The sequence below is a fragment of the Mesotoga sp. BH458_6_3_2_1 genome (assembly GCF_003664995.1).
GTDB lineage: Bacteria > Thermotogota > Thermotogae > Petrotogales > Kosmotogaceae > Mesotoga.
The window spans coordinates 112,749-119,337 of the sequence record NZ_JFHL01000015.1 but is presented as its reverse complement, the minus strand read 5'-3'; the positions used below and the strand labels follow the sequence as shown (position 1 = coordinate 119,337).

General features: G+C 43.5%; 4 protein-coding genes. 2 read left to right on the top strand and 2 right to left on the bottom strand.

What is annotated here, in order from left to right:
• Positions 1-279: 279 nt before the first annotated feature.
• A complete protein-coding gene (locus Y697_RS08325; protein WP_121551172.1) occupies positions 280-2,595 on the bottom strand; it encodes a hypothetical protein in 2,316 nt (771 codons plus the stop codon).
• Between the two features lie 57 nt (positions 2,596-2,652).
• Positions 2,653-3,978 (bottom strand): hypothetical protein, encoded by a 1,326-nt coding sequence (locus Y697_RS08320; RefSeq protein WP_121551171.1) that lies wholly within the window; start codon positions 3,976-3,978, stop codon positions 2,653-2,655.
• A gap of 357 nt (positions 3,979-4,335) precedes the next feature.
• Between Y697_RS08320 and Y697_RS08315 the strand changes: the two genes are divergently transcribed.
• Both Y697_RS08315 and Y697_RS08310 read left to right on the top strand, forming a co-directional pair.
• Positions 4,336-5,313: a LacI family DNA-binding transcriptional regulator gene (locus Y697_RS08315; protein WP_121551170.1), complete on the top strand. Its 978-nt coding sequence runs from the start codon at positions 4,336-4,338 to the stop codon at positions 5,311-5,313.
• A gap of 18 nt (positions 5,314-5,331) precedes the next feature.
• On the top strand, positions 5,332-6,582 hold the full coding sequence (locus tag Y697_RS08310; protein WP_121551169.1) for an extracellular solute-binding protein: 1,251 nt from the start codon (positions 5,332-5,334) through the stop codon (positions 6,580-6,582).
• Positions 6,583-6,589 lie beyond the last annotated feature (7 nt).

Here is a 6,589-nt window from a genome sequence, read left to right as displayed (position 1 = left end):
TCGTTGCTGTCAAAGTTGAGTCAGAGGTAATCCGTTGACCGTTCTCCGAGAGAGAGCCCGTGACGATTTTGATCTTATCCAAGGACGGGTTCACGGTCTTGGACGAAGGATCAAGAACGAAGTTTTTCAGCGAGCAGCATCGACTATCAGGCGGACAGCGGCATCTGTAAGCCCTAACCCTGCAATCCGGAATCCATTTCTAATATAGTTTTTTAGAGGGACTATACTTTCATCACACAATCGGCCTTCTACATCTGAATTTCAGTTCAAAATCAGCAGTTACTTTTCCTGAGAACCGTAACCACCTCTAGAGAGCGAAATTGCGAAAAGATGTACATTAGGTATTTGAGGTAATACTATTCCCTTTAAAGGTTTATCGAGAAGATCGACACAACGGTAATATAACATGCAATTAATTCTCTCTGTGTTACCTGTATTATCATACCTACCTGAGAACTCGAAGGCGATCTTTTCTCCTGTCGAGGGGCCTCCGCACCAGTCGGCAAAAGACAACGGAATCACTTGTTGATAGTCATCTTCATAAATTAGGAGAGCTTCACCCGTGTAATCGCCGTGATTCGCCGCACCCAAAAAGCAGATCCCATCGAATACTTCTGCAGAAAACGTCAGCGCCTGTCCTGTAAGTCTGAAGTTGTCGTTTCCGTCTACATAAACAAGAAATTCGGTGTCTTCTACAGCAAGAGAACCGGAATCTATAACTTTTTCCAGCTCCGAGGATATGTAAGAAGCTCCGAATAGTCCTTGAGGATTATCGAAGTTTGCCATTTTCCTTTCGTCAGAGGTAGCAATTCCATTGTTATCGAAATACTCGAGCAGATCTAGATGGACAAAGCCATTCATTTCAATAAGGCTTACGGAAAGCACGGGTACTTGTACGATGCTCTTTTCTCTCTCAAAGACCTTACCATCGATTACGGATATTCCATAGTCAAATCCGCTGCACCCATTGAAATTGAAAACAATCGATGCGTCTTCTTCAATAAGATATGCTGCAACGATATCTGGTACCAGAATGATCTGATCGATATCAAGGCTTCCTTCACTCAGTTTTCCTCCGACCGTAAGCGTTGTCTCTTTTCCATTTCCCTTAAGGACTCCCAGCTTCTGTACTGTTTTCTCTTCGATCTTTACCGTCCTTTCCGACTTTGATTCTCCCAGTCTCAAGGTGAAGACCACTTCATTCGTTCTTGATTCGTTTACGGCCGCAAACACTGAATACGATGCCTCTGCGAGGGTGACAGGTAGACGTAAACTGAATGCTCCGGAAATCTTGATCAATGCATTTCCCGAGACTCCCGTACTCTGTATTATTTCCGATTCTGAAAGGCCCGCCCTCATAGATTCAGCTTCCAAAACCACTACCGGGGTGAGAAGCTCTATCCCTGCTGAGAACAGATCTCCATACTCTTCGGGAAGTCTTTTGATTCTCTCCAGAGAAAGAAGCATGGAAATTGTTGATTCCGCTCCAGCATTTCTGTTCACGTGTGAGAACTCAAGTCCATCAAATCCCTCCCCGTTCTCTCCTATCATTGACTGACTCAACTTGTTGACTCCTAGGAACCAACTTCCAAGAAGAGCAGTTATAGTAGCGATATCCCCATCACCAGTTAACTGATATAGGCTGAAGCCCGTTGAAATTGCCGATTCAGCTGCGTAGGCAATCTGCGGGAATAGTTGCAGATAACCCGAAATCGAGTATAGTGGCCCGGCATTTATTAGGAGAATAGAGTTTCGCTTGAATGATTCTGCCGAGATTTCAATAAGGCTGTCATCTTCTAGAATCTCTCCGGCTACTGCCAACGCTTCCAGCTGTCTTGAGCCCCACCCGTGCCAGAAGTATCTCGGTTCTGAAGGCGATGATTCATCGACAAGACCATTGAAAATCGATTCCTTATCTTGAATGACTTTGCTCTGCAGAGCGGCTGCACATCTCTTTATGAACCCTCCCAATAGCGCATCGTTGCTCATGGGATACAATTCCGCTGCTCCGAGAAGAACTACTGAGGAAAGATCGGTGTATCCCTGTATAAGACCGTCCCGTTCAAAGCTGATGATTTCTCGGAAGCAACGTTGTGCAGCATCTGCTAACCTCATCGAGAACTCCGGATCAAGACTCTGAGAAACTCGGGCCCCTTTCGCAAGAGCCCATAGAGCTCTCGCAGCCCACCAGTTGCCTCCTTTTCTTGATGTGGGACCGTTTCTGTTAATGCTACCGTCCTCGAAGACAAAATTGTAGAAATCTCCATCACTGTCCTGCATGGAGAGCACAAATCCGAGAGCTTCTTTGGCGCGATCGTAGTGTTGCTCCATTCCAGAGATCTCAAAAAGCCTCAAATATAGAATTGCAGCCCTTGCAACATCATCGACGCATGTCACTCCTTCACCCGGGGCGTCGGCATACCTGTAATTGCCGTCAGAAAGCCTGTTAGAATAGATCCAGTAACCGATTTCACTCTCTCCTTCAACAGCAAAATGATCTCTGAGAAACTCAAGATGATCCAGATTGATCTGAACTTCAACTCCTATGAGCATTAACGAAATAAAAAGTATTGGAATAACCAGTGCTTTCTTCATAGGAACCTCCAAAAGAAAAGGGTGAGAGGAAGCCTCTCACCCTTCATTATCGATTAGTCACTCTCCGATCTTGAGTGAATGAATTTCTGACTTCTTCAGTTCAACGAATTCTATCGAGTCCTCTATCGAGTCGGCATTGAATAACGAGTAAATCCTTTTGAAACTGACAATATCTCCTGACGCAAAGCGTCTTACATAGTCTTCCCAATTTGATGATACGTAGTCTTTCGTGCTCTCGAAGATATCGATCTCACCTGGCATCCATTCAAAGTATCCGTCTCTGAATTCTCTACTCTCATATACCCAGGTAAGGCCTCCCATCCACTTTTCATAGTCGGCGACTACGACTGGAACCTCTGGATTTATCTCAGCTACACCTGTCTTCAACGACTGCGAGTAGTTGGCTCTCCAGCTCTCCTCGGATGCAAAAATGTATGTTGCACCCCACCAGAGAGGTCTCATAGAATCGACGGCCGGGAAAACTATGTAAGGTTTGTTCCCGGAAAACATGATCGCATTTCTATCAAGCCAGTATTCAAGTGGTGTAATATTCAGTTGATCGGCCCAGAGAAGTCTTCTGAATACAGGAAGCGTATGGACCGTGTCCTCGGCTACGTCAGTCAATACTCTTGTTGCCATTATCTGCAGTTTCATTAGTTCTGCGTATGTCGCAAACTCAAAGGTGTTATGAGAAATGATATCTCCATTGCTGAATAATGTTGTAATGATCTTTTGAGTTATTCCGAGGAACGGTTGGGCTTCAAGCGTGCTAACAACTGTTATTCCTACAGGGCCTGCAGGAAGAACTGTAGCTTCTTTTACTATGAAGTCTCCAGAAGTCTTCTCCTCATGTCTGCCAAACTCACCATCAATATAGTAGGTCGATCCTACATATCCTGACATTCTTACAATACCGATTTCATCCAAGACTGTCCCTTCGACATCTCCAAAACCAGTGATCTTTACAAGACCTCTGTTATTTGCGACAGCACTTATCTCTCCGATCTCAACAAGCCACTGTCCCTCTTCTTCAACTACTTTTCCCGCTGCGTCGTAAACAGGAGGAAGGATGTCGAAATCGTCAGTAACGGCTATTTCCGCTGGTCCCGTAATCAAGAAGGAAAGAATATCTCCAGAAGACAACTTACCGTTAAAATCCGCATCATCAATCTGATAAGGAAGTTCCTTCCCATCCTGAAACACTCTCAGGGAATCCCAATTAGCGTCGAAGTCAACTCCCACGAGATCAAGGATCTCGCTCATGGTTATTGTCACTGCGATGGACTCACCGGAAAAGGAATTAACAAATACAGGAACCTTAACCGTTTCAGCAGCAAGAAAGACCGAAATTAATATAAAGAACAGAACCAAGAACTTCTTCATACAAACACCTCCCAAAAAGTCGATGTGAAATCGCTTACATATCAATGAGATTATAGAATCTCATGACTTCTTTGATCTAGAAGAATTTTGATCGTACTAGAACTACTAATGATGCTGATAGGCTAAGAAGATCATATAATTAGCTATTTCATACTATTGCTTCTCTTTTAATGAATAATAGACAATATACAACGTAATATAGGGATATAGAAATAAATAACGCGAATTTATAGCTTGATCATTCTTATTCATCATCAGATGATCTTGATTGACCGGGAATAGATGTGATTATCCTTACTAAATAAGGGTATATTATTTTTGAGGCTGTAAGCGTTTACATATATTGAGGTGATACTTGTGTCTGCAAAACTATCCGATGTCGCCAGACTAGCAGAAGTCTCAACAGCGACAGTTTCCAGAGTGCTTAACAAAAGCGGATACGTTTCTCAGAAATCCAGAGAGAAGGTCCTTTTGGCTGTTGAAGAACTTGAATACAGCCCTTCTAGAGTTGCCAGTTACCTCGCAAGCCGGAAGCTCACTTTCAATATTGGAATTGTCGCAGGAAAGAGATTGTTCCGAATTCTCTCTGATAAGTCAGATCAATTCTATACTATCGTCCTGAACGGAATAGAAGCGTTTTTCAGAAGCAATAATATGAGAGGTGAGCTTATTCCAATCGATGAGTTTTCGAACGATTTTGATGGATATCTCATGATTGGAGGAGAAATAAAAGAAAATGATGTTAGAAGTGTTAAGAACAGGGGAAAGCCAGTTGTACTTATTGACCAATACTTGGCCGGAGTGAAAGTTGATTGTGTCGTCTCTGATGGATATGACGGAGCCATTTATGGAATCAGAAAGTTGCTTTCAAAGGGATTGAAGAAGATTGTGAATATCCATGGCCCCTTATCTCACTTTGGCTTCAAGGATAGGTACGATGGCTATGTTTCGGCAATGGAAAGCGCTGGTCTCCTTCCGAAAGCGTTTGAATTTGATGAGGAGAACGATAACATGAGCCCTATTATCGATCTCTTGCTTTCAAGATATGGACTTCCAGATGCTGTCTTTGGATGTAACGATACTGCAGCGATAAGAGCACTGGAAGAGCTGCAGGCTAGAGGGATAAGGATTCCGGAAGAGGTCTCGATAATTGGATTTGATGATATAGTGAGTTCTTCTGCCACCTCTCCTTCACTAACAACTTTCAAGATCTTCAAGCAGGAGATGGGAGTCGTTGCATCAAGAAGATTGCAGAGCTTGCTAATCGGAAGTGAGCCTCATCCGACGAAGATTTCTTTGTTCACTGAATTCATTCAGAGAGAGAGCACTTCATAGAAAAGGAGGTAAAGCATAATGAAAAAGACTCTTCTGTTAGTAGCGTTCCTGTGTTTCCTTATTGGGTTATTTGGCACTGAACTGGTATTCTGGACAGCACCCAATCCCCTCCAGGAAAGCTTCTGGAAGGAGGTTGTTACTGAGTGGAATCAGAATAACCCTGAAATCCAGATAAAGTGGTCAACGATTCCCGCAGCGGGTAGTTCAGAAGAAGCTATACTGACATCAATAGCATCTGGAAGAATGCCAGATATCTGTACAAACATCTTCTCGGGCTTTGCAGCACAGCTTATTGAAGCAGATATACTAGTCCCCTTGAATTCTTTTCCAGATTTCTGGGAACTCATGGAACAGAGAAAAATGACCTCCATTGTCGAAAACTGGAAGTTTGGAAGCGACTATTTCGTTCTCCCCATTTACTCTAACCCCATAATGATGTGGTGGAGATCAGACATTCTGAAGGAGCTGGGTTATGACAAGCCGCCCAGGACCTACTCGGAAATCTATGAGATTAGTGAGAAGTACTCCTTGCCCTATGAAAAGTATGGAACGCTTGTAGTTATGGGCAGAAACTGGTACGACAGGTGGTACGACTTCATAACTTACTACTATTCTGCTAGCGAAGGTTCTCCTTATCTCGATGTTGAAAAGGCAAGAGCTCTATTCAACAACGACACTGGAAAAGAAGTCGTTACGTTCATCGACACTATGTTCAGAAATAACTGGACGGCGGTTGATCTAGGTAGCAATCCATTTTACTTTGGAGTCGTTCTTGGAGGTATATTTGGACCGTGGGAGATAAATCAAGCCAGGAATCTCTTCCCCGATGTCTTTGATCACATAACAATAACTCCTCCCCCAGTTCCAGATGATTACCCCGAAGACAACCCGATATTTACTTTCGCTGATACTAAAGGATTAGTCATGTTTGCCACAACAAAGCACAAGGAAGAAGCATGGAGCTTTATCAAATGGGTCTATTCAGACATCGAGAAAGACAGAAAGTGGATGGAGGTCACTAATCTTCCACCAGCAAGGGAGGATCTGCTTACTAACCCGATATTTCAGCAATACATGGAGGATAATCCAAAGTTTGCTGCCTACGCTAGCCACGTTGCCTATGCGGTCCCCCCAGCGCTTACTACGAAGACAGTTGAAGTTCAGGATATTCTCACAACATTCCTAATAGAGCAAATAATGTATGGAAAATCCAGTCCGTTCGATGCACTAGGTGATGCGGCAACGAGAATACGTAGAGAACTCTTCTAGGAGAAGA